This is a genomic window from Paenibacillus sp. TC-CSREp1, from assembly GCF_050171015.1.
GTDB lineage: Bacteria > Bacillota > Bacilli > Paenibacillales > Paenibacillaceae > Paenibacillus > Paenibacillus silvae.
Genome location: NZ_JBNOKM010000024.1, coordinates 18,132 through 39,806, shown reverse-complemented (window position 1 = coordinate 39,806; position 21,675 = coordinate 18,132). Strand labels below are relative to the sequence as shown.

Below are 21,675 nucleotides of genomic sequence, written 5' to 3'. Positions count from 1 at the left end.
TAAAATAACTATATAAAAAAGTTGTTTTCTTAATATTAAAAGGCCTGTGATCCGATAAATACCGATCCTGCGCCTTTTTTATTTTATGATGGAATAATATACATTTTTTTAATTTTGATTACATTTAGTGACAAATATCATTCTTATTTACATAATATATGGATTATACTCGTTTATAAGAAATACAAACTGATTAGAAAAACGAATGATAGCGGTTTCCTGGATATGGTTCAATCCACACTTAATAAAACCAAGTATGAGGTGATATCGTGAGTTCTGTCTCAGATGATCTGTACCAATTACACAAAGACATCAGACAGTTTGAAATCGACGGAATACGTATGATTGGTAATGTTGGAAACGGTTCTATTATTGGGCTGGATGCCAAAGGTGTACGGTTAATCGAAAGGATAATCGGTGGAACAGAGATCATAGATCCTGATGAAGAAGAACAATTGTTGTTGGATTGCATGATAGAGAATCACTTTTTCAAAGAAGAGAAGAAAGGGCTCAAAGCTGCTTACGTTCATCTTACGGATCGATGCAATTTGCATTGTGTGGGTTGTTACTCCTATGTGGAAGAACGGAATCTTAAGGATGCGTTACCTTTTGAGAAGATATGTCATGTATTAACCGAATTGAAAGAGAGCGGTGTTGAACAAATCGTCTTCTCAGGAGGAGAACCGTTCATCCGTAATGATATTGTGGCGATTTGCAAGTTCGCGAAAGAGAATCTGGGCATTAAAACGCTACATGTTATCAGTAATGGCACGATGAATTATAAACGTCATGAAGAGGCATTCAACTATATCGATGCGCTTAGTATTTCGGTTGATGGATTTAATGAAGAGACAAGGTTTATTAGAGATCAGGGCATTATGCCCAAGATTATTAAAAATATAAAATATTTAAGACAAAAGGCTTCCGTGACTTTGATTGCAACGATTCACGCGCAAAATATTGATCATATTGATGATTACCTGAACTTCGCCAAACAACTGGGCGTTAAACTATCGTTTAGTATTTTCACGGTAGATCCAGAAGACGAATATTTTCGTCCTTACATATTTGATAACCCCTCCCTGGTGAAGTTTTCCAAGAAAATATCCAAACTGGATCAAAATATCCCTATTTATGACATGCCAGCAGGGGAGATTGAATTAACCTGTCGAGGAAACTGCGAAGTTGGCAAAGAGATGGTCAGCATCGGGGCAGATGGTACCGTTTATCCGTGTCATATGCTGCATGATGCCTCTCTAGGTTTAGGTAACGTTTTGGATGAAAGGTTAGATAAATTATTAACGCATCCAGATAACCCCTTTTTAGAATTGGACGTTGATCATATCGAAGAATGCAAGGAATGTAAGTATCGATATCTATGTGGTGGTGGATGCAGAGGGAGAAGCTGGTTATATCACCGCACCTTGAACAACCGAGATGCCTTTTGTCCGTTTATTAAAAATTTCTATAAGGATTCGATTGAAAGATTAAAGGAGTCTATTGGCTTCGTTGAATCCTGAATTGAAATTTTTGATAATAAATTATCTTTTAAAAGAAAGGAGGACGAGGCATGTTATTTTCTACGCGAAAGTCTGTATCTAAACCTAACTGTGTAAGTGTAGGCGTATTTGTTTGTGTAAGTTATGGTAATAAATGGTGAATACCTGATTCTGAACTTTCATAATTATAAAAGGAGATGATCTTCATGTTGTTTTCGACTCGTAAAGCATTATCCAAATCAAACTGTGTCAGTGTTGGGGTATATGTCTGTGTAAGTTTCGGGAATAAGTGGTAAATTCTTCTGATTTATAATTTTAGGAGACTCGGATCAGGGATAAACTTCTGGGTCTCCCGATTCTATCACGAGAGTATAGGAGAAAATCAATGATCCTTGAATTGAAAGATGTGACGAAATTTTACGGAAAACATCTGGCTCTTGATCATTTTTCAACAAGCATCCGTTCCGGTGAAATTGTAGGTTTGATTGGCAAGAATGGCTCGGGTAAAACTACACTTATGAACTGCATTGTCAGGCACATACAACTCACTTCAGGTAATGTTGTTATTGATTCGCAGGATGTTCACGAAAACCCGTCTCTCATCTCCCGCTTTGGAGTATTAATCGAGAGCAGCTTTTTAGATTACATGAACGCATACGATAATCTAAAACTGCTTATGCTTGCTGACGGTGTCTCGGATATGAAAGAAGTGGAGAATCAATTAAATGAGGTACTTGAACTCGTAGGTCTGTCTAAAAGAAAGAAGGAATATGTAAAAAAATTCTCATTCGGTATGAAACAAAGGTTGGGTCTCGCTCAGGCTTTACTGAATGATAAACCTTTTCTGATTCTGGATGAACCTCTCGTAGGGTTGGACGTTATGGGCAGGGAACTGGTTAAGGACATCATAGTCAAAAAAGCAAAACAGGAAAACAAGGCGGTTATTTTCTCCGATCATAATCTCAACGAAGTGAAGGACGTATGTGATCGAATTATTTACATTGAAGATGGCGTCAAGAAATACGACGGTGTGTTTGATGATGGGCGTAAATATGAAATTATTCTGGAGGATACATCTCCCAATTTGTCTGCTTTATTAGAGAAATTGCAGGGAATAGACCATGTTAACGTGGGGGAGAAAATCATTCGTATTACAGATATGAAGATATTAAATCAGGTTATGGAAGAAATTATAAGTCATAAAGTGAAATTACAGGATCTGAACGTGATTGAAGGCTCACTTATAAGACTGTTTGAAGGAGATGTCGAACATGCTGAGCTTCAGGAACATATGTAACATTGAATTACGGAAGCTGGTCTATCGCAAGGATATGTGGATTATGCTCACGATGCTTGCCATTCCTGCTCTCTATAGTGTTGGCATTTTCTTCAACTCCTCAGTTATCGTGTTCACCGGGACAGAGAAAGAGTATGGTATGAGTTTTATTGTGAATATGTTCAACTTTGTGAATGCAGTATATATTTATTATTTTATTTTATCATTGGTATCTGTCCGTTCTTTGGGAGGAGAAATTGAAAACAAAAGCATTTTGTTATATACACAGCGCATCAATAATCGCCCCAAAATGTACTTTGCCAAAATATACTCACTGATCACAGCATTTTTCATGATATGTATAGCTTTTTTAGTCGTAACACTGGTGATGTATTATACCTTTGCTATTCAACGTGAGGATTTGGTGACAAAGCAATTATTTAAAGTGGAAGAACTTGCAGGTTTGTTCCTGTTTTTTTTGTGTATCGTACTTATTTATATTTTCACAATTACATTCAGTGTAATGTTAAGTGTGTTTTTCAAAACAAATACAGCCGTTATTATTTTTAGTATTGTCCTGATCGGGTCAATGTTTTTATCTAAATTTCCAGTTATTCAGTATCTGTCCGTCACATATTACATCTCAAAGTTTGCAGAACTGGATTTAACCCGAACCTCGGAGGCAGTGAAGCTATTTATAGCAAACGCCTCATTAGTTGCTCTGTACAGCTTGATCTTCAGTGTAATCGGGATACGGAAGTTTGAAAGAAGGGATCTCTGATGGAGAGTTTTTAGTAACAACATTCAGAAACAGGCCAAAGCGGAAATCATGGGGCATTTCATTATTTTATTAATTTTGCCTACACTTATCGTATCTATTTGTGGAATTATAATGAGTTTTATCGTTTCAGGGAACAATGAGTGGGCTTCACTCTTGTTAATTATCGGCATCAGCATGAGTGCGGGTTTTATATTGGTTCCATATCTGTATCTTAGAAAATTGTATCAAGTTCAGCGTGAGGAACTGGGGATTGCAGTGTTCCATCCATTAGAATTTGTCATCATAGGTATCACATTAGCAGCTCTTTATCTTTATTTATACGGTAAAGGCATTAGTTCACAAGTGTTAATTCTAAGTACTGTACAGATGTTTATTGTCGCTGTAACAGAAGAGTTTTGGGCTCGGGGGGCCATGTGCTTTGTCATTCGAAAATTATATAACAAGACATGGTTTGTTGTGCTGTTAAGCAGTGTATGCTTTGCATTTGTTACGCATATGAACGAACCAATAATGGATAATGTTTTGTATCGATTACCTGGTTCCATTTTAATGGGGATTATTTATGTGAAAACAAACAATTTGCGTTATACGATACTCTTTCATTTCACATATAATCTCATGAATATTTAGGGAGGATGCATATGAAAACAAAGCTGCTCTTCATCCTATCATGTGTTATTCATATCGTTATGTTATATATTCTTTTGACATTTCAGAATCAAGTCGATGTGCTTCAAATTTTTGCTTTGGTTTTCCTGCCCATTGCAGCAAGTTTAGGTATTGGAATTACTGCACAGATGTTCTGGATCAAAGAGAAGACAGGAAAAGCCGGCAATGTTGGAATTGTGTTCAGCATACCGAGTTTGATATACACGTCAGTGGCCTCGTACATCATTAGTAGGAATATAGAGACAATTTTTAATGCAAGTCAAAAATATAAATCCGACTACGTAAATATCTCAACGAGTAGCTCACCATGGTTTGCATACATCATTATCATAGTGCTCACTCTTGTATTGCATTATGTTATTTCGGGTTCCGTGCTCAAACGTAAAATCAAGATTCAATAGTTACATGTTCTGAGCGGTTCTTTAAAGAAACCGGAGGGCAAGCTATGAAATATATTCAGAAAGATACACCTTTTTTTGTGTTGATTGGCATCAATCTTTTGTTGTCGATCGTGTCCATCCTATTTCCGTTGACATTAATGAAAGTTACCGATTTTCTGATTGCCAGTGATACAAGTTCATTCAGGTTTTATTTGTTATTGGCGCTTGTTATTATCGTCGTGCAAATGGTCATGACCTATATAACAGGAAGAATGAACAATACTTACGTCATGAATAGAACAATCGAGATTAGAAATGGTGTAATGAAGGCGTTATTAAGATCAAATTACGGGCAGTTCAAATCCAAGAAAAATGATGAATACACATCCCTGTTACTGACCAATATCCCGGTTTTAGAAGAAGACTACTTCAAAACCGTAATTAATCTGATCTCAAAATCATTGCTGCTGGTAGTATCACTAATTACACTAATTGTATTGAACCCTTTGTTGACTTTAAGTTTAATTATAGTTATTGCTGCGCTGGGCATATTCCCACTTCTGTTTACTAAACGTATACTCAAGTTAAAAAAGGAATTAATCAATAACACGGAAGAATATACAAAATCGACAACCGAAGTTTTGTATGGATATGAAACCATAAAGGTTTATAAACTTATAGACTATATACTGAACGCTCATAAAGTGAAAATAAATAAGATGGAACGGAAGAGTAAACAGTTCGGAGACATCCTCATTCTAGCTAATGTTACATTTGGAAGTTCTTCGATGATTTTGCTGCTTTTGATTTTTTTAATTGGTGGTTACGCTGTAAGTATGGGTACGCTGACGGTAGGTTCCCTTATTGCATGCACTCAATTGGTCATGTATATTTTTGAACCGGCAATTCATATTACTCAGGACCTTAATACGGTTCGTTCGACCAAACCGATTCGGGATCAGATCGATGATATGATGAAATGGTCTGAAGAGGAGGGGCATACTAATAGGATCTCCGTGGAACAATTTAAAAAAATTCAGCTGGAAGACGTAAGTTATATATACCCGTATCAGGAGAAGGCGGCAGTACGTCAGATTTCTATTACGCTGAAGGCTGGTAAGAAGTATGCGATCATTGGTGGAAATGGAAGCGGGAAGTCTACCTTAATCAAGATTATCGCAGGTTTAATTACTGATTATTCAGGAAGCATTTTATTAGACAACATGGATATTAGACAAGTAAGTTATGAAAAATTAAGCTATATTGATCAGCAAGCCTACTTATTTAACACAACAATACGGGAAAATATAATCATTGGACAAACGCATCATTTAAAGGACCCGAGTGAATTGCACTCCATTATTGATAAACTGCAGCTTCTTGACTGCATTAACAAGCATCCAGAACAACTGGATTTTGTAGTAGGTGATCACGGAGAGAATGTATCAGGTGGAGAACGCCAGAAGATATGCATTGCCAGAGCATTGCATAGAAGGCCTGAGTTATTGCTGTTAGATGAGCCGGATTCTGCATTGGACCCTGATACAAGCAGCCGTGTGAAAGAGATTCTCGGTCAGATGGAAGGTGTAACTTGTTTAATGATTACTCATGAATATGACGAAAGTTTAAAGGAGTTTGACGAGATTATCGTGATGGATCGTGGAGAAATCGTGCAGAGAGGAAGGTATGAGGAGGTTTTTATGGAGCATGCCGCAGCAGATAGAGTCATCGTATAAATGTAATATTCAAAGACTTCCTTGCTTCGAAAAAGTCGGCTTATGGCCAGGTTGTTTTGAAGAGGAAGTCTTATTCGCATTACATACTCATTACTTATTCATGGGTGAATTCTCGTATCCCGGGTCATCGTAGTCGGTATTCTGCAGCTTGGGGAGCACATTCATACGATCTATAGCTTGTCTGGTCTCAGGAGTGCCGTGATCGTAGAGGAAGGTGTACAGCATCATCACACCGTCCGTAAACCGCTCATTCCCCTCATCATGGTCTGCCGATTTGTAAGGCACCGGTGCCCGCTGCAGCGAATAGTCGTCCCCCTTTTCCAACACTTTCATCAAGTCCTGTAACGTAGCCAATTGTCCGTCATCCACGAGAACTTCAAACGGTGTAGATTCATTCCTCGTCTGCTCAATAAGGTTATGAGTTACCGATACATACAGATGCTGTTTACTGTCCTGCATAATTCAACCCCCCATTTCATTATTGAAAAATCCGTTAACACAGTTCATTAAAAAAAGATCCTTTTGCTGTTAAATTGAAAATAAAAAAACGTTTCACTGTTGAATTGGAAAAAAGACGCTTCTACTGTTAATAAACAGCAGAAAGCGCCCTGAAACGATCGATGAAGCCAGTCTGAGGCGGATGATTGTGTTCCCATTTTTAGAGCACGGGTAAACTGTCTAGCGAATACTTTATTTTACTTTCCAAAGCGATTAGTAACGGGAACCTCCCGAGTTCCAGCAATCATCGCTCCTGAACATAATGGACAGGCGGGCGGGCCCGAGGTAGTCTTCTTCGCTACTTTACCGGAAGGCAACGCCGGCTTTTGTCTTAACCATGCTTTGCACGAAGCAGAGCTGCATTTCCAGACAGCCACGGTTTCGGTCCGCTCGGCCCTGCTTACACCTGCCGCAGCAGCGTTTGAGTCGGAACGGGAAGGGCTTGAGGTTGAGGTGGCTTGGGTAGCCCTTGGATGAAGCCCGGGTGTACTAAAAGCTTTATGATCTCGAATGATTCCGCTGCCGCGCTGCTCACTCAGGCGATCCTCATCCCGCTCGTCCAGCATTTCCATCTCCCGCTGATCCTTATGGTTCATCGCACTGCGCTGCCGATCATGCTGTACATGCGAGGCTCGTTGACCTGTGCCACCCTGAATGGGTGGGCGCTGCATCAACCCATTGGCTGGCTGTGAATCGGCAGTGTATCGTGTCCCTGCTTTCTTCTTATGTTCACGTGTGCCTTCATATCTGTTTCCGTTCCCGGTGCGGCTGTAATTGTCACGTCCGCTGTAGCTGCGACTTCCATGATCTCTATAGGATGCTTGATTATTGCCTTGTCCTTCTTCCCGTACCTTGCGTTTATCCGGTACCTCCATGCCAAAAGCTTCAAGCAGGAAACGCGAGACATCCGCAGGTTTGCCATGATGACTTGCTGGCGAGGTCACATACAGATGCTGCTTGGCCCGAGTGATGGCGACATAAGCAAGCCTGCGCTCTTCCTCCAGAGCCATATCCAGCTCGGCATCTGTCTGCTGTACAGAGAGTGCCGCTTTCTGATCTTCAGGGATATCGTGGCGCAGAGCCGTGCTGTGGGGCACGATGCCTTCGCTGGCTCCGATCCAGTAGACGCAGGGGAACTCCAGCCCCTTGGCCCGGTGAATCGTCATGAGCTGCACGGCATCGCTGTCCTGCGAGCGGCGCAGTGATTCCATCTCGCGGTGTCTGCGTGACAGCTCGTCTGCAAATTGCACAAATTCCTCTACCGTTTCGAACTTTTTGACTGCTGCTTCGAATTCATCCAGCGTTTCCAGCATCGTTTCCTTATAATGCGTGAAAATGGTCGGATCACCGCTCTCCATATACTTGTCATAGAACTGGCGGCGCATCTCCTGAACCGCGATGATCGGTTTCAGCTTGTGCAGGGATTTGATCAGCTTGATCCGCTCCTTGACCTGCTCCTGTTGAAAAGGCTTCAGCTTGTCCCATTTGCTCAGATGAATCAGCGGATATTTCTTGGCCTGCTCCTGCTCACAGCGCTGAATCCACTCCAGCCCCGCATCCCGGGACACATACAGCGGCCCAAGAGCACTAGGGAGGGCATCCATGGCCCGTGGGTTCAACGACAGTCGCATATGGTCCATCAGCGGTTTAATCAGGGACTGATCATAGAACACGGGTGAGGCCCCATGCTGTACGAAAGGCACATCCTTCAGCACCAGCTGCTCAAATACCGCCCGGCTGCTGCTGGCTGTCCGATGCAAAATCGCCATATCCCGATAAGTATACAGCCCTTCCTCGACCTGCTGGCAGATCTGATTGACTACCCAGGCTGCCTCTTCCTCGGCGTTGGCCGGAGTAGCGAAGCGCGGTGCATCCCCGCGCTGTCCTGCCGCGCGCAGCCGTTTATCTCGTCTGCGTTTGTTGCGGGCAACCAGCTCACTGCCGAGACCCAGAATACGCGCATCACTACGGTAATTGATATCCAGCGTCACGATGCGTGCGCCGGGGTATACTTTATCGAATTCCAAAATCGATTCCTGCCGTGCGCCGTTAAACGTATAGATCGTCTGGTCGTCGTCACCGACCACCATCAGATTGCGATGGGCCGCAGCGAGCAGCTGTACAATCTCGTATTGCAGCCGATTGGTATCCTGAAATTCATCAACCATTATATATTGAAAACGCCGCTGAAGCGGCTTTAACACCGCCGGATCTCGAAGCAGCGCAGCCGCGCGCAGCAGAATATCATCAAAATCCATCTTGCCGCGCTCCTGCTTCCAGGTCTCGTAGCCGAGCAGCACCTTTTTCGCATCCCGTTCCTCCTGGGATTGCTCAGGCAAGTCCGCCGTGTCCGAGCCCTGCATCTTCCACGCGGACAGCATCGCCAGCAGGCTTTCCGGCTGGAATGCCTCACTCATGCCATGCTGGCGCAGCAGCATTTTCAGCACCGTGTGCTGGGCGCGCGGCTCGCCAAAAATATCCTCCTGCACGCCATAATGGCGCAGCAGAGTCAGCGCGAACGAGTGGAAGGTGCGAGCCTGCACGGCTCTGGCCGCAGCAGGTCGTATGCCAGGCAGGGCAGCTATACGGTCCTTCATCTCGGCCGCGGCTTTGTTAGTGAAGGTGACGAGCAGAATGCTGCCAGCGTGCACGCCGCTAACCTCCATCAGGTAGCCTGCTCTTGCTGCAAGCACGGTTGTTTTGCCGCAGCCTGCACCTGCAAGGGTGAGTATAGGTCCTCTGCCGTGACGCACGGCCGAGATTTGCGGACCGTTGAGTTTGATGCCCGCTTCTTCAAGCGAGCGAAAATAATAGGCATCCTGCTGATCATCACCCACAAGCTGCCGGCTTGTTTCCAGCGGTGCAGAGGGAGACTGGGGCAGAGATGCGGCAGGGGTCACCCCGAGTGGACGGGGGTAAAACGTTGAGTTCGGACTTAACATATTTCATCCACCTCTATATGCATTCAGGGATAGGACTATCCCGTTTCAAAAGTAAACCATTTGCCCTTTTCACAATCACATTGTAAATTGGTATGATAGAGTTAGCAGGCAGGCAATCAAGCATGCATTCAGTTAGTATAACTCCATTCGTATGGGGCCAAAGTTCCATTATACCGAACGTATGGTCTTGACGAAAGCCCCTGTTTCTATCCAAAATCCGCATCTACCAGGGGAACTGCGCAAGTTTTCGCAACTTTTTGGCTTCATATCGTATAAGTAATATATCCGGGCCGTTCGCATGCCGCGAATGGCTGATCAACGACGAATGAAAAATGAAATGATATTGTTTTGACGGGACAGAGGAGGAATGAATATGAATCTGCTTCAACGCATCAGAAACGGAGCAAACAAAGCAACAGAGCGTGCACAGCACGCGGTTGAGATTGGCAAAATAAACAATCAGATTGTGGGCTTGCAGCAGGAACAGGAAGTCCATTTTACCGATATGGGACGTATCTTCTACGAAGGTTATCGTGCTCAGGATATGACACGTGCCGAAAAAGAGATGGTGGACCTGTCTCATCTGTGTGACGAGCTGCAGGACGAGATTGACGCACTGCGGGGCAAGATTGCCGAGTTGAAAAATGAACGGCTGTGCGAGTGTGGACACGTCGCCTCGCTGGATGCCAACTTCTGTCCGAAATGTGGACGCAAGCTGGGAGAATTCAAACCAGGTGCAGCTACATCGGGAACGGCAGGAGCTTCAGGAGCGGCGAAAACGGCTAGAAATGAGGCCGCTGTTGCTCAGAATTCGGCTGCGGAGCAGTCCATTTTCAATGGACCCGCTGTAGATGAGCATGAAGAGAACGAACCGTATCACACGGTAATTCCGTCCATTGCCGATCTGGAGACCGAGCCGGGATTTAACAGCACCGAGTTCACGCTGGAAGAGAAGGAAGCGTTCGATGCGGAATGGGAGCGCCGCAGAGAAGAGGAGATGCAGCGTGAGCGGGAGCGCCAGCAGGAGCTGGATGAGCGCATTCGTTACTGGAAAGAGAACAATCCAATCGTAAGCACAGTAGATGTGCAGACCGAAGTGCCGCGTGAAATGGTGAAATGTCAGATTTGCGCTTCCGAACTGCCCAAAGGCTCAAAGTGGTGCCCGCGCTGCGGAGCCGAGCAGATTTGATGCAGTAGAAGTGCTGCCACATGGCAGTGCTGGTTGCTGACAGCATGGGGGGACAGAAATATGGACCAACTGCTGCATCATTTGCGTCATCTCGGATTCACTGAGATGGAATCTAAAATTATGGTAGAGCTGGCCCGTCAGGGATCAGCCTCGGGGTATGAGGTTGCCAAACGTCTGGGCGTTTCACGTTCGAATGTGTATGCTACCTTGCAGCGGCTGGAGCAGCGAGGATTTCTCAGGTGCAGCCCCGGAGAGCCTGCGAAGTACAGTATGCTAAAGCCCGAAGAGATGACACGTATGATCTCGGATCAGATGCACACTTCTCTGGCGTATGTAGAGAGAAGCATGCCACAGAGCGAGCCGGAGAAGCCTGTGTTTTACAATGTGGAAGGCGACAAAAATGTGTTTGAGAACCTGAGTCGTGAGCTTGCCGCAGCGCAGCATGAGATTGTGGTGGACGTCTGGCGGGAGGAGGCAGAGCTGCTTCGGGAAGACCTGCAGCGTGCCGAGTCTCGGGGCGTGCGCCTGTTGTGGTCCTGTGAAGGCGGGGAAGGCATGCTGGATCAGCCACTGCCTTTGCCGGGGCTGCCCATAAGCGGGGCGGGCACAGGCCGCAAGTTCTCGCTGGTCGTGGATCGCCGCTGGTGCATGCTTGGCATGCGCGGAGAGTCCTGTCCGACCCAGGCGGTGGTCACAGAGCATCCGGTAATGACCGGACTGCTGCTGAGCCATTTTGCACAGGAGCTGGTGCTGTATGAGCTGGAGCAGGACATGGGCAGAGAACTGGAAAGCCGATACGGAGGGCGGTATGCAGATATTGCTGCGCGATACTGGTCCTCCTTTCCATCAGAGAATGAACAGTAACGGGTGCAAACAGGAAAAGAATCAGAGGAAATCAGGAAAAGTATTAGAGGCAGTTAGGAAGAGAACAAGGTAGAGGGAAAGTTCGAACAAAAAGGATAAGGCCTGCGCAAAATTCGTGCTGCCTTGTCCTTCTTTATTTTAGTTGCTAGTGTAACTTGTGAGCCTAGTCGTGGCTTGCTCGACGCCAGCTTCCAATGTACTTTTATGCTCCTGCGTTCCCTGCGTCCCGCAATAGCAGCACACACACGATGTAACGTATCCTACGTTCCCGCGTCGTGCGGTAGAAGCATAATGTATCCTGCGTTCCCTGCGTCCCGCGGTAGCAGCACACACACGATGTAACGTGTCCACGTTTCCCACTTCCCGCGGCAGCAGCACAAACAATGCAACGTTTGATGCATCCAAACTATGTACTCTCCGTGATCACCACAAGCCTGAGCGCTAACGATTCCTACAAACCTTATTTGGCAGAAAATCGCATTATTTACTTTTTAACGATTCCCAGGAACGCTATTTAGTGCAAGGAGTGACTTTTCAACGCAAATCAGGCTATTTTCGGCCGAATAACGTCTCTGGGAATCGTTACGTTTTAAATCACTCCAAAATGAGGCAAATAGCGTTTCCTGAGATCGTTACAATGTTACCGGGTCTGATTGCCCAATGTTTCTCGGTTTCGGGATACATCCAGCCGATCACTGTTGAGTTGGACTGTCTGGTTCGTGAACTAACTGGCCTTCAAGTCCCAATTACAGAATACAGCTGTCAAAATATGTGGTTGAAGAGCTGGTAGAGCGCTGATTTGTGTGATGATCATGGATCATGGGTGAACGTGGGGGGAGAGATGCAAGGTGCTCCTGTCGGGTTACAGGCATCGTGGAATTTTGTGTGCCCGATGTATCGTTGACGGTGTGCGTTACAGCAGATGCTGTGACGTTTATCAAAGCATCCGTTGGCCTCCCAGTGAATAGTAGAGGTATGATGTGAAGCTGTTATGGAGATATGAATAGGGCTGTTGTACAGATGTAAGTGGTGCTGTCGTCAGATACAAGAAGTGCAGTCATCAGATACAAGAAGTGCTGTCGTCAGAAACAAGTATGCTTTTGTACAGGTATGAGTGGTAGATATAAGTGGCGCTTTTGTGCAAATATAAATGTTACTGTAGTGCAGGTATAAGTAATGTTGGTGCAGGCACAGGTAATACTCAAACAGCTTTAAAGTGGTGCTGTCATGCAGGTATGAAGCGGTACGATTATTGAGAAAATGAAGTTATGTCCTCTGCACACGTTTCAGTGCTTCAAGCACATCCATATAATATTTTGTACCGTGCGGCACAAAATCTGTTGCTCGTACGTCGCTAATGATCCGTGCAGAATTGGCAAATGGCTTGTGACCGCTGCGATTGAAGTGTACCGCGTTTGAAGGTGCTGTACCCTCCGGCTTCAAGGCAGACACTTTCGGGCGTATACCTGATGCTCGAACCACATCTGTCTCTTGGCGGAAAAGGGCGAGTAACTCGTCCAGCGGTGCTTCGAACAGGCTGTCCACCTCGCTTGCTTGCAGCACATAAGACTCCAGAGGCTGGTTCAAGCACAGGCCATAGACGGAGCTGATCTCCCGATCTATAAATGGAACTCCACGTACCTCACCCTGAAGCTGCTGTTCGGCTGTAAGCAGATAGGTTAGCGCATCAAAGGGAGTACATGCACCAAGCTCTTCCTCCAGTTCGCGGCTTGCATCCTGGAGCTGTTCGCCCGCAGCTAGATGACCAGCAGCGGTGATGTCATAATAACCGGGGAACGTATCCTTGATATCCCGCCGCCGCTGAAACAGAACCATGCGTGTGTTACCTTCATCGCGCACGATCCAGCAGTGGAAGGAACGATGCCAATATCCGCGGGCATGCACCTCGCTTCGCGGCGCTGTACCAATCCATTGCTGCTGATTGTCATAAATGTCGAAACGTTCTTGGGTCATGAAACGTATCTCCTTATATAGCAGAATTTAAAGTTCAAAATTTCACAAAGTTTATATTTAAAGAAGAAATGGTCTGAAACAGAAGTGTTTCTAAAAAAGCTTGTTTTTAACGAAAGGGGAACGATTGTATGGAATGCATTGTACACTTTCAGGTGATTTATCCGCAACCTCAGGAGCGTAAAACCCTTCGGGGACTTATATTTGTAGGGCAGGGTCAGGAGCCTGCGAACAACCAGCTTGTAACGATGTTTAAAGACATGGGATTTAATGTTCGTCTGGAGGACGAGGCGCAATTGTTGTTCAAACCAATCGATGCAAGCGCAAATTTCGAGTTTATTCGTGTAACCGAGCTGGACACCGGGGAAGAGGTATACAAGGAAGACAAAGACCTCAAAGCGATTTTGGAGCATCTGTTGCCACGGCGCTTCTAGTTTTTTGTACGCCTATTAACCTTTGGTCGCAATGACGAACCATAAAAAACATAATGATTACGGTACAATCCGTATAATGAAAAAAAGGCCCCACCTGTAAGGTGGAACCTGAATATCCGCAGGTCTGATTACATATCCTGACCTCATGATAACTTGCTTTTTAACTATGCCGGAGCGTTGCTGCCTTCTGCTTCCAGCTGTGAAGTACAGTGGGAGCAGCGAGTAGCTGCAGCCGGAATTTCAGACAGACAGTATTTGCATGCTTTGGTTGTCTTTTCGGGTTCTGGCTTGGTGTGCTCTTTACGCTTCAGATAGTTAATGCCCTTAACCAGCATGAAAATACAGAATGCCACGATGATGAAATCAATCAATACGTTAATAAATTGACCATACGCAATGACCGTTGCGCCCGCTTCGTTCGCTTGAGCCAGTGTTGTGATATCTTGTCCGCTTGCTGTTTTCACGCCGGGATCAAGATTAATGATTTTCTGGCTGAAATCGATCCCGCCGAGCAGTTTTCCCACTGGAGGCATGATGATGTCGTTGACGAGGGACGTCACGATTTTACCGAATGCCGCTCCGATAATTACACCGACCGCCAGGTCAATGACGTTGCCGCGAACGGCAAACTCCTTGAATTCTTTCAATATACCTTTCATTGTGACAAACTCCTTTAACCTCTGGATTCAAGCTGCCGCCTCCTATATCGATTCCCTCAAGGACGCGCTTTGTTCTCATATTGTACAAAAAAAATGAAAATCAATCATCCCCTGTTTGCAAATAAAACACATTTTCCGCAAATTCCATGAAAATACTACTTTATTTCAAGCGACAGATTCGGTATACTTCTAACATTGTCCGTGATATTTAACTTTTTATATTCAAGGTTCGCAATTATACAATTGAGATCGAATCATGGAGTTAAAATGAATAGAATATGCCGTTACTCGTATATGTGCAGGAATAGGCCTGCATGTCTCTACCCGATCACCGGAATGATTGGACTACGGGAAGAATGCTTCTGCGCCCTGGGCGGACGAAGGTCAGGTATACCGCTGTATGCTGGTTGAGCCTCGCCCAAGGTGTTTGCAGTGTTCACGCGGCTTGTCCAATCAGGAACAAGCCCGTCTTTCCCGTCTCCGGTTAACGCCGCAGGTGTGAAAAGGCGGGCTTTTTGCCTTTTTATCCACGCGGGAGAGATATGAACTGACTGTACTTGCAGGTAAAGGGCTACTTGGGAGGAAAAAATAATGCAATTGTTAAAAGACAAAGTAAGACAGGAAGGCATTGTTCTGTCCGAGCAGGTACTGAAAGTAGACTCATTCCTGAACCACCAGATGGATCCGGTGCTGATGAAGGAAGTCGGGAAAGAGTTTATTCGCCGCTTTGAGGGCGAGAGCATCACACGAGTGCTGACGATCGAATCATCCGGGATCGCACCGGGCATTATGACTGCACTTGAACTCAACGTTCCGCTGATCTTCGCCCGCAAGCAGAAGTCTCTTACATTGACTGAAGATATTCTGGTGGAGAAGGTGTACTCTTTCACCAAGCAGGAGACGAATGAGATTACGGTTGCCAAAAAGTTTATGAACCCCGGGGATCGCGTGCTGATTATTGATGATTTTCTGGCGAACGGCGAAGCCGCATTTGGTCTGGCACGTATTGTGGAGCAGGTTGGCGCGGAAGTGGTCGGCATCGGGATCGTTATTGAAAAAGCATTTCAGCCTGGAGGTCGCCTCTTGAAGGAAGCGGGTTACCGGGTGGAATCCCTAGTTCGTATCGGGGCGTTGTCCAATGGACAAGTGACTTTTGCGGATGAGGAGGGAACGGACTGATATGGCACGGGAACGTATTTTTCAGCGTCATCGGCATCCGGTCAAAACCTTCTCGCTTGGACTTCAGCATGTGCTTGCGATGTATGCCGGTGCTGTGGTTGTACCGCTAATCGTCAGCAGCGCACTTGGATTCACACAGGAGCAACTTACCTATTTGATTGCAATTGACCTGCTTGCCTGCGGAGTAGCGACGCTGCTTCAGGTTTGGGGCAATAAATATTTCGGCGTAGGGCTGCCAGTCATGCTCGGATGTGCTTTTCAGGCGGTATCCCCGATGATAATAATCGGACAGAGCAGCGGAGTATCTGCCATTTACGGTGCAATTATTGCCTCCGGTCTGTTCGTACTCATTTTCTCAGGAATTTTCGGTAAATTAATTCGGCTCTTTCCGCCAGTGGTTACAGGTTCCGTCGTCACCATTATCGGGCTGACACTGATTCCGGTCGCATTTAACGATTTAGGTGGCGGTCAAGGTGCTGAGGACTTTGGCAGCGGTGTGCACCTGCTGCTTGGTTTCGGTGTGCTGGTCTTTATCATTCTGATGACTCGTTTCACTACAGGGTTTGTACGTTCCATCTCTGTATTGATTGGTCTGTTCGCTGGTACAGTGGCTGCCGGCTTTATGGGGGAGGTTAACTTTGCACCCATACGTGACGCAAGCTGGTTCCATATGGTTCAGCCCTTCTATTTCGGGAGACCAACCTTTGAGATCGTTCCTATTCTGACGATGATTCTGGTCGCGATTGTCAGTGTGGCCGAATCTACGGGCGTATTTATGGCGCTGGGCAAAATCATGGACAAGGATCTGACTTCCAAGGATTTGGCGCGTGGATATCGTGCAGAGGGACTGGCTATTGTGCTTGGCGGGATTTTTAACTCCTTTCCGTATACGACATATTCGCAAAATGTAGGCCTTGTGCAGATGACCCGTGTAAAAACACGTGATGTCATCGTTGTTGCAGGTGGATTGCTGATTGTCATCGGCTTTGTACCGAAAATTGCCGCGCTTGCGCAGCTTGTACCGGGGTCGGTGCTCGGCGGTGCGATGGTTGCACTGTTCGGTATGGTTGTTTCCTCAGGCATTCGTATTATTGGTACTCAGGTAGACCTGAGCCGGCATGAGAACCTGTTCATTATTGCTTGTTCAGTTGGTATGGGGCTAGGTGTCACCGTAGTACCTCAGCTGTTCGCTGGTGCACCAGCCTGGGCTCAGATTATGCTGGGCAATGGTATTATTGCAGGCAGCTTTACAGCCATCTTTATGAATCTGTTGTTTAATGGTCTTGGCAGCAAAGACACCGCTGCGGAACTGGCTGAATCACATACAGATGGCATGGTTGAGGCTTCAGGCAAGTCAGCATAAAACGGAGATTTATGAGAATGCAAGGGAGAGCTGTGGCTTAACATCTAAGCCTTAAAAACGGCTGCCAGCAAGCTATCTGAAATCCAGGTGCAATCGCTGTTTGGGATTGCGGGGTGACGTTTGGTCAGTGCAATCATTATGTAAACTGTATAGTGTGAATGATTCACGACGTAACCTATTTTGACCAAGGGCATGAATGATTCATTACCTTTATAATTTATGCGCTAAAATATGAATGAGGTTAAATCAGGTTTTTGAGGCTGGTTAACATAATATATATACACAGAAAACACCGAAACACAGGCTTCTGATTAGCCTGTTGTTTCGGTGTTTTTGGTTAGGGCGTAACTTGAAATGACTACAGATGCCGCAGCTGCTTCTCGGCAAAGTCCCCGACCCAAGGCAGCTTGAGCCATTTTCCCTGCAGGCTGGCAATAACCGTCAGGAGCCATACAATGACGCCAAGCAGAGACAACAGAGATGCGACCAGTGGACCGAACAGGGGAAGAAAGGCAGAGAGCACATGCCCAACCATAATCAGGCCAAAAACCGTTACGGATTGCAGGGCATGGAATAACACAAACCGGCTGCGCTTCTCCACAGCGAGAAAGATGATGCCGCCTACGAAGGTGAAAAGATAACACAGCATGCCAGCTATATTTTCATCCAGACCGCTGGACGATTTCATGGGTGACATTCGGCCCAGCCTCCTTTGTCCTTTTTATATAGGCTATGTAGGAGGTGGACAGAACTGAACCGGCGAACGTGGATTGCTTCCAGCGGAATTGCTACGTTTGAATCTGTCTCCGGGGACTTGTGATTTTCCCCTTTTTGTCCTCGTCATCTTCCTTGGGAACAAGGCGCTCATCGGTTTTTCCTTCGTGATGGTTATCAAAAGAATATTCGGTCAGCTTCCATTCCGTCTTGCCGAGTACCGGATCGGCAGGGAAATGCTGACCCCGATGCAGGTGCTCTTCCTGTCCTGCTTCATTGACATAAACACCGTCAACCTCGACTATTTCATGCGAAAGGGGCAGCATATCCTGTTCTTTGCGCTCCATAACAGGTCCTCCTTTAATTTCCAGATCTTTTACTGATTTGGTGATCCAAGATAATATCCCCCGAATAGTCGTGGGTTATGCTGGATAGATTAATCCGTATAGAATAAACATTTTCAGAAAGATGATTCGGAATTAAACTTTTTGGGCAGTAAAACCGTTATATATATTAGGAAAAATCGTCAAGTCGTAACGAGGTTCCGAATATGATACAATAAGATTATGATTCAAACAGAATCATATCGGGTATTTATAGTGTCAGGTACTTGCTATTCGGCGAGGTTCCCGACCTAAAGCTTGCTTTAAGCCGCGCACACAACTTCATGAATGGCATTTAAGACTTATTCGGCGTTCTCTAAACGGAGCATTCACTTTCAACGTTTTGGGAGGGAATTACAATGGCAACGAAAGGTCACAATGAGGTCAAAGAAAGTTTGAGGGAAATGACTCGGATTTTCCGTCCTAAAGATCCAAAAAAATTCGTGAAGGAGTATGTGAGAAAATACCGGATTACGGGTGGATATGAGGAAGAATTGACTTCTGTGGTTGAGCATGAGCTTGTCAAGATGGATTCTTCCGTGTCCTGAAACAACACCAACTCTGATTATACTGTTCCGATATGAATAGAACCGTCTCTCGGGCCTCATGGCTCCGGCAGACGGTTTTTTTTGCGTTCCCGGCTTTGGTCAAATATTCATTAACCAGGCTTATTTTGTTCCTTGTCACTTTAGGGGCTTTGTTCTGAACTTCTTGCATATATATGGAAGTACACTTACAGCAGGAAGGATGAAGGCATGTGGACCCTATTTTAAAAACAAAAGAAGAGATTGGCTACATGCGGGAAGCGGGACGCACATTACACAGCTGTCATCAGCACATCGAACAGTGGATGGTCCCGGGCATAACAACAGCAGAGATTGATGAACGGGTAGAGGACTTTCTGGCTGATCATGGCGCCGCACCTGAGCAAAAAGGGTACAAAGGGTATCCATATGCTACCTGTGCTTCAGTGAATGAAGTCGTTTGTCATGGTTTTCCGGGAAAGCGTTCGCTCGCCAGCGGGGATGTTGTGACGATAGATATGGTAGTGAACAAGGACGGCTGGCTTGCTGACTCGGCCTGGACATATGCAATTGATGAACCTGCCAGATCCATTCGCAAATTAATGAGACGCACGGAGAAAGCACTGTATAAAGCAATAGCTCAGGCCGTTCCGGGCAATACGCTTGGAGACATCGGCAATGCAATTGAACGAACCGCAAGGTTGTACCGCTACGGGATTGTGAAGTCGCTCATCGGTCACGGAATCGGTCAGTATATCCACGAGCCGCCGAATGTGCTGCCTTACGGAAAACGTAAAACAGGAATGATGCTTACAGAAGGCATGGTCATCACCATTGAGCCGATCTTTACCAAAGGCAGCTCCGGTGCTGTCATATGGGATGAGGACGGCTGGACTGTTCGAACGCTGGACGGAAGCTGGGGTGTGCAGTATGAGCATACGATAGCCATCACGGGGGAGGGGCCATTAATTCTGACAGATGGATCGTAAGGGGAGTGGGGGCTTATCTTTTGAGTCTTTTATCAGGAAAAACAGTAATATTGCTCCATGCCAAAATGAGCGTGAACAGGCATGGGGCAGATTCGTTCATTTCCAGCAAACGTGGTAATGATTTCCTGCACATGGGGCAGCTTCTTTTTGCATAATACCGCATGTTTTAATTGTGATAAAAATCGCTAAGAAACTTTAGTTTATCACCGAAATTTGGCAAAATTTTTCAGAAGAAGAGAGTAATACTTTTAAGTGAAATCGTTTGCAAAGCAAGTTGCAGAGCGGTTTTATACATAAAGTGAACAATTTGTGAACATGTGTCCAAAGATTGACAAAATCATACCCTCAACTTATATTTAATAAGTGATTGAAGCATATAGAATGAATTGGAAGAATGCGCAGACATGCCCTGGGCAGGAAATGACGGGAGTACTGGAAGCGTTATTTTTGTAAGCATTCTGTATGATGAAGAGGATTATGTTTATCGTACTGTAACGTACACGCGCTATCATTGTACCGAACGACAACCGTAATCTACGAAAACGTAAAAAAGTGGGGTAGATCAATGATGAAACAGTGGCAGGTTGCAAAGCGAATCCTCCCCTTGCTGGCGGTGTTCTCTTTGCTGCTATCCGCATGCGGGCGGGAAGACTTGTCGGTAATGAAACCTCAGGGTCCTGTGGCACAAGACCAATTAGATCTGATGAAGCTATCTATTGCGATTATGATCGTGGTGCTCATCATTGTATTTGCTATTGCTGCCTATGTCCTGATCAGGTTTCGCAGACGAGCCGGGCAGAACGAAGTGCCTGAGCAGGTTGAAGGAAACTTCAAGCTGGAAGTAATATGGACAGCCATTCCGCTTTTACTCGTAATTATTTTGGCTGTGCCAACGGTACAGACGATTTTTGCCCACGGTGAAGATCTGTCTAACGACAAGAACGCAGTTAAGGTCCAAGTTACCTCACATCAGTATTGGTGGGAATTTACTTATCCTCAGTACGACATTACCACCGCTCAAGACCTCATCATCCCGACCGGAAAAAAAATTGCATTCGAATTGAAAACCGCTGACGTGCTTCATTCCTTCTGGGTGCCGTCACTTGCGGGCAAAATGGACACAAACCCGGATGGAACATTAAACAAGTTCAGCTTCTCTGCACCGAATGAAGGCGTTTACCGTGGTAAATGTGCCGAGTTATGCGGCAGATCACACGCGTTCATGGAGTTCAAGGTTAAGGCCGTTAGCCAGGAGTCCTTTGACCGCTGGGTTAACGAGATGAAGGCTCCTGCTGTCCTTCCCGAGGACGCACAGCTTGCCGAGAAGTTCAAAACCAATTGCCTTTCTTGCCACGCAGTAGGCGATCAAGGCGGACCTGTTGCTCCGAACCTTACAGGCATCGGCGGCAAGGAATCCGTTGCAGGCATTTTGCTGAATCAGCGTGAAGGTCAGGAAGAAGGCAAGCCTGTACTGGATAACATGAAAGAATGGCTTCATGATCCACAAGCCGTGAAGCCGGGCAATACGATGCCAAGTCCGAAGAGTCTGGGACTGACGGATGAAGAGATCGACGGTATTGCCGAGTATCTGGCGAACTACAAATTGGATTACGAATAGCACAGCA

General features: G+C 45.6%; 21 protein-coding genes and 1 riboswitch. Of the genes, 15 read left to right on the top strand and 6 right to left on the bottom strand.

Annotated features, from left to right (window positions below):
• Window positions 1-269 precede the first annotated feature (269 nt).
• The 6 genes from ACQSGY_RS26765 to ACQSGY_RS26740 all read left to right on the top strand — a co-directional run bounded on the left by ACQSGY_RS26765 (window position 270) and on the right by ACQSGY_RS26740 (window position 6,341).
• Entirely contained in the window at window positions 270-1,520 is a 1,251-nt protein-coding gene (locus tag ACQSGY_RS26765) for a radical SAM protein (protein WP_427181640.1), read from the top strand.
• A 364-nt stretch (window positions 1,521-1,884) separates the two neighbouring features.
• Window positions 1,885-2,796, top strand: coding sequence for an ABC transporter ATP-binding protein (locus tag ACQSGY_RS26760; protein WP_427181639.1), 912 nt, complete (start codon window positions 1,885-1,887; stop codon window positions 2,794-2,796).
• Entirely contained in the window at window positions 2,771-3,556 is a 786-nt protein-coding gene (locus tag ACQSGY_RS26755; RefSeq protein WP_427181638.1) for a hypothetical protein, read from the top strand. Before ACQSGY_RS26760 ends, ACQSGY_RS26755 begins: the two co-directional genes overlap by 26 nt.
• A 111-nt stretch (window positions 3,557-3,667) precedes the next feature.
• Complete coding sequence (locus ACQSGY_RS26750; protein WP_427181637.1) at window positions 3,668-4,186, top strand: CPBP family intramembrane glutamic endopeptidase; 519 nt, start codon at window positions 3,668-3,670, stop codon at window positions 4,184-4,186.
• A gap of 11 nt (window positions 4,187-4,197) precedes the next feature.
• A complete protein-coding gene (locus ACQSGY_RS26745; RefSeq protein WP_427181636.1) occupies window positions 4,198-4,626 on the top strand; it encodes a hypothetical protein in 429 nt (142 codons plus the stop codon).
• A gap of 44 nt (window positions 4,627-4,670) precedes the next feature.
• Window positions 4,671-6,341 (top strand): ABC transporter ATP-binding protein, encoded by a 1,671-nt coding sequence (locus ACQSGY_RS26740; RefSeq protein WP_427181635.1) that lies wholly within the window; start codon window positions 4,671-4,673, stop codon window positions 6,339-6,341.
• A gap of 90 nt (window positions 6,342-6,431) precedes the next feature.
• Here the strand turns inward: ACQSGY_RS26740 and ACQSGY_RS26735 are convergent, their stop codons facing one another.
• Entirely contained in the window at window positions 6,432-6,800 is a 369-nt protein-coding gene (locus tag ACQSGY_RS26735) for a hypothetical protein (protein ID WP_427181634.1), read from the bottom strand.
• A gap of 236 nt (window positions 6,801-7,036) precedes the next feature.
• A complete protein-coding gene (locus ACQSGY_RS26730) occupies window positions 7,037-9,781 on the bottom strand; it encodes a UvrD-helicase domain-containing protein (protein WP_427181633.1) in 2,745 nt (914 codons plus the stop codon).
• 373 nt (window positions 9,782-10,154) lie between these two features.
• Here ACQSGY_RS26730 and ACQSGY_RS26725 point away from each other — a divergent pair, with 373 nt between their 5' ends.
• Both ACQSGY_RS26725 and ACQSGY_RS26720 read left to right on the top strand, forming a co-directional pair.
• Window positions 10,155-10,970, top strand: coding sequence for a zinc ribbon domain-containing protein (locus ACQSGY_RS26725; protein WP_427181632.1), 816 nt, complete (start codon window positions 10,155-10,157; stop codon window positions 10,968-10,970).
• Between the two features lie 60 nt (window positions 10,971-11,030).
• Window positions 11,031-11,834 carry a TrmB family transcriptional regulator gene (locus ACQSGY_RS26720; protein ID WP_427181631.1) on the top strand — a complete coding sequence of 268 codons (804 nt, stop codon included), beginning with the start codon at window positions 11,031-11,033 and terminating at the stop codon, window positions 11,832-11,834.
• A 1,266-nt stretch (window positions 11,835-13,100) separates the two neighbouring features.
• Here the strand turns inward: ACQSGY_RS26720 and ACQSGY_RS26715 are convergent.
• On the bottom strand, window positions 13,101-13,808 hold the full coding sequence (locus ACQSGY_RS26715) for an NUDIX hydrolase (protein WP_427181630.1): 708 nt from the start codon (window positions 13,806-13,808) through the stop codon (window positions 13,101-13,103).
• Between the two features lie 128 nt (window positions 13,809-13,936).
• Here ACQSGY_RS26715 and ACQSGY_RS26710 point away from each other — a divergent pair, with 128 nt between their 5' ends.
• Window positions 13,937-14,239 (top strand): hypothetical protein, encoded by a 303-nt coding sequence (locus ACQSGY_RS26710; protein ID WP_216520102.1) that lies wholly within the window; start codon window positions 13,937-13,939, stop codon window positions 14,237-14,239.
• 164 nt (window positions 14,240-14,403) lie between these two features.
• On the opposite strand, the gene mscL is transcribed toward ACQSGY_RS26710, so the two are convergent.
• Window positions 14,404-14,898, bottom strand: a complete 495-nt coding sequence (gene mscL / locus ACQSGY_RS26705) for a large conductance mechanosensitive channel protein MscL (RefSeq protein WP_145405721.1) — start codon at window positions 14,896-14,898, stop codon at window positions 14,404-14,406.
• 268 nt (window positions 14,899-15,166) lie between these two features.
• A riboswitch (purine riboswitch) is annotated at window positions 15,167-15,266 on the top strand.
• Between mscL and ACQSGY_RS26700 the strand changes: the two genes are divergently transcribed.
• The 3 genes from ACQSGY_RS26700 (at window position 15,239) to ACQSGY_RS26690 (ending at window position 17,440) form a co-directional block, all read left to right on the top strand.
• Entirely contained in the window at window positions 15,239-15,400 is a 162-nt protein-coding gene (locus ACQSGY_RS26700; RefSeq protein ID WP_427181629.1) for a hypothetical protein, read from the top strand. Its footprint overlaps the riboswitch before it by 28 nt.
• Before the next feature lie 89 nt (window positions 15,401-15,489).
• Window positions 15,490-16,077, top strand: a complete 588-nt coding sequence (locus ACQSGY_RS26695) for a xanthine phosphoribosyltransferase (RefSeq protein ID WP_427181628.1) — start codon at window positions 15,490-15,492, stop codon at window positions 16,075-16,077.
• 1 nt (window position 16,078) lies between these two features.
• On the top strand, window positions 16,079-17,440 hold the full coding sequence (locus ACQSGY_RS26690; RefSeq protein ID WP_427181627.1) for a nucleobase:cation symporter-2 family protein: 1,362 nt from the start codon (window positions 16,079-16,081) through the stop codon (window positions 17,438-17,440).
• 358 nt (window positions 17,441-17,798) lie between these two features.
• Here ACQSGY_RS26690 and ACQSGY_RS26685 read toward each other — a convergent pair whose 3' ends face one another.
• Both ACQSGY_RS26685 and ACQSGY_RS26680 read right to left on the bottom strand, forming a co-directional pair.
• A complete protein-coding gene (locus ACQSGY_RS26685) occupies window positions 17,799-18,137 on the bottom strand; it encodes a DUF4870 domain-containing protein (protein ID WP_111272199.1) in 339 nt (112 codons plus the stop codon).
• Between the two features lie 91 nt (window positions 18,138-18,228).
• Window positions 18,229-18,501 carry a transposase gene (locus ACQSGY_RS26680; protein ID WP_111272198.1) on the bottom strand — a complete coding sequence of 91 codons (273 nt, stop codon included), beginning with the start codon at window positions 18,499-18,501 and terminating at the stop codon, window positions 18,229-18,231.
• A 395-nt stretch (window positions 18,502-18,896) separates the two neighbouring features.
• Between ACQSGY_RS26680 and ACQSGY_RS26675 the strand changes: the two genes are divergently transcribed.
• From ACQSGY_RS26675 to coxB, 3 genes are all read left to right on the top strand, one after another.
• Window positions 18,897-19,085: a hypothetical protein gene (locus ACQSGY_RS26675; RefSeq protein WP_017690840.1), complete on the top strand. Its 189-nt coding sequence runs from the start codon at window positions 18,897-18,899 to the stop codon at window positions 19,083-19,085.
• 209 nt (window positions 19,086-19,294) lie between these two features.
• Window positions 19,295-20,050 (top strand): type I methionyl aminopeptidase, encoded by a 756-nt coding sequence (map, locus tag ACQSGY_RS26670; RefSeq protein ID WP_427181626.1) that lies wholly within the window; start codon window positions 19,295-19,297, stop codon window positions 20,048-20,050.
• Between the two features lie 565 nt (window positions 20,051-20,615).
• Window positions 20,616-21,668, top strand: coding sequence for a cytochrome c oxidase subunit II (gene coxB, locus ACQSGY_RS26665; protein WP_216520107.1), 1,053 nt, complete (start codon window positions 20,616-20,618; stop codon window positions 21,666-21,668).
• The last annotated feature ends 7 nt before the right edge of the window (window positions 21,669-21,675 follow it).

Excerpts from the sequence above, each read along its gene's own strand:
- ACQSGY_RS26710 (WP_216520102.1), top strand. The coding sequence starts at position 13,937 with ATGGAATGCATTGTACACTTTCAGGTGATTTATCCGCAACCTCAGGAG.
- ACQSGY_RS26740 (WP_427181635.1), top strand. The coding sequence starts at position 4,671 with ATGAAATATATTCAGAAAGATACACCTTTTTTTGTGTTGATTGGCATC.
- ACQSGY_RS26680 (WP_111272198.1), bottom strand. The coding sequence starts at position 18,501 with ATGGAGCGCAAAGAACAGGATATGCTGCCCCTTTCGCATGAAATAGTC.
- ACQSGY_RS26750 (WP_427181637.1), top strand. The coding sequence starts at position 3,668 with ATGAGTTTTATCGTTTCAGGGAACAATGAGTGGGCTTCACTCTTGTTA.
- ACQSGY_RS26715 (WP_427181630.1), bottom strand. The coding sequence starts at position 13,808 with ATGACCCAAGAACGTTTCGACATTTATGACAATCAGCAGCAATGGATT.
- ACQSGY_RS26690 (WP_427181627.1), top strand. The coding sequence starts at position 16,079 with ATGGCACGGGAACGTATTTTTCAGCGTCATCGGCATCCGGTCAAAACC.
- ACQSGY_RS26735 (WP_427181634.1), bottom strand. The coding sequence starts at position 6,800 with ATGCAGGACAGTAAACAGCATCTGTATGTATCGGTAACTCATAACCTT.
- ACQSGY_RS26685 (WP_111272199.1), bottom strand. The coding sequence starts at position 18,137 with ATGTCACCCATGAAATCGTCCAGCGGTCTGGATGAAAATATAGCTGGC.
- ACQSGY_RS26755 (WP_427181638.1), top strand. The coding sequence starts at position 2,771 with ATGCTGAGCTTCAGGAACATATGTAACATTGAATTACGGAAGCTGGTC.
- ACQSGY_RS26725 (WP_427181632.1), top strand. The coding sequence starts at position 10,155 with ATGAATCTGCTTCAACGCATCAGAAACGGAGCAAACAAAGCAACAGAG.
- ACQSGY_RS26745 (WP_427181636.1), top strand. The coding sequence starts at position 4,198 with ATGAAAACAAAGCTGCTCTTCATCCTATCATGTGTTATTCATATCGTT.
- coxB (WP_216520107.1), top strand. The coding sequence starts at position 20,616 with ATGATGAAACAGTGGCAGGTTGCAAAGCGAATCCTCCCCTTGCTGGCG.
- ACQSGY_RS26730 (WP_427181633.1), bottom strand. The coding sequence starts at position 9,781 with ATGTTAAGTCCGAACTCAACGTTTTACCCCCGTCCACTCGGGGTGACC.
- ACQSGY_RS26720 (WP_427181631.1), top strand. The coding sequence starts at position 11,031 with ATGGACCAACTGCTGCATCATTTGCGTCATCTCGGATTCACTGAGATG.
- ACQSGY_RS26675 (WP_017690840.1), top strand. The coding sequence starts at position 18,897 with ATGGCAACGAAAGGTCACAATGAGGTCAAAGAAAGTTTGAGGGAAATG.
- mscL (WP_145405721.1), bottom strand. The coding sequence starts at position 14,898 with ATGAAAGGTATATTGAAAGAATTCAAGGAGTTTGCCGTTCGCGGCAAC.
- ACQSGY_RS26695 (WP_427181628.1), top strand. The coding sequence starts at position 15,490 with ATGCAATTGTTAAAAGACAAAGTAAGACAGGAAGGCATTGTTCTGTCC.
- ACQSGY_RS26760 (WP_427181639.1), top strand. The coding sequence starts at position 1,885 with ATGATCCTTGAATTGAAAGATGTGACGAAATTTTACGGAAAACATCTG.